Below are 1,060 nucleotides of genomic sequence, written 5' to 3'. Positions count from 1 at the left end.
TTCTTAATGCCAAGAAGCATATATGTCCCTAATTCTTTACTTCTTTTTTCAAACATAAATTTCGTTGTATAGTTGATCAAAAAGCATATCACAAAATAATAAGAATATTTACAGCGAACAATGAATTCTTAAATGCATCCATACTGGAACATAACTTTACAATTTCATCAGAATTTGCCACCAAATTAAAAGCAAATATAAGAGAAAAGGATGCAGTAACGGTTATCAGATAAATCAAATAATCTTTAATATTTCTTTTTGTATTTCTATACGCTAACTTACCTAACATTTCCCACTTCACCTCCGAGCAAGGTTAATATATCCAGTATTTCATTGAAGAAATCTTTTCTGCTTTTTTCCCCTCTGAAAATTTCATTGAATATTTTACCGTCTTTCAAGAACAAAATACGTTCACAGAAAGACGCACTAAACGGGTCATGTGTTACCATTAAAATAGTAGCCTGCATTTTCTTGTTGATTTCAGACATTGTTTCCAGTAATAATCTGGAAGCTTTTGAGTCCAAAGCTCCCGTCGGTTCATCAGCTAAAATCAGTTTCGGTTCATTGATTAAGGCTCTAGCACAAGCACAACGCTGTTTTTGTCCGCCAGAAACTTCATAAGGAAATTTCGATAAAATATCACGAATACCCAATTTATCGGCGATAGCATGAACTCTTTTCTCAATATCAGTAGGGTTCTGTTTGTTGATAACCAATGATAAAGAAATGTTTTCTCCAATCGTTAAAGTATCTAAAAGGTTGAAATCTTGAAAAATGAACCCTAAATTTTCACGTCTGAAATCAGCAAAATCTTTATCCTTGATTTTGGTAATATCTTGATTATTGACTGTAATGTGTCCGCTGGTTACAGTATCAATCGTAGAGATACAGTTTAATAGGGTAGTCTTTCCAGAACCACTAGCTCCCATGATTGCGACAAATTCGCCCTTATCTACATACATAGAAATACCGTCTACTGCCTTTGTGATATTTCCAGAGTTACCCCCGTAGTATTTTTTTACTTGCTCTAAATTTAAAATGTGTTCCATTAAAAATCGCT

The 1,060-nt window shown here is 33.4% G+C and carries 1 protein-coding gene; it reads right to left on the bottom strand.

Annotated elements, in window-relative coordinates:
* Positions 1 to 278: 278 nt before the first annotated feature.
* A complete protein-coding gene (locus DXB52_RS15895; protein ID WP_003061398.1) occupies positions 279 to 1,049 on the bottom strand; it encodes an ABC transporter ATP-binding protein in 771 nt (256 codons plus the stop codon).
* Between the last annotated feature and the right edge of the window lie 11 nt (positions 1,050 to 1,060).

It is taken from the genome of Ruminococcus sp. OM04-4AA (genome assembly GCF_003462585.1).
GTDB lineage: Bacteria > Bacillota > Clostridia > Lachnospirales > Lachnospiraceae > Mediterraneibacter > Mediterraneibacter faecis.
Note: the sequence above shows the minus strand (reverse complement) of the source record. Positions and strands in the feature narration are given on the sequence as shown.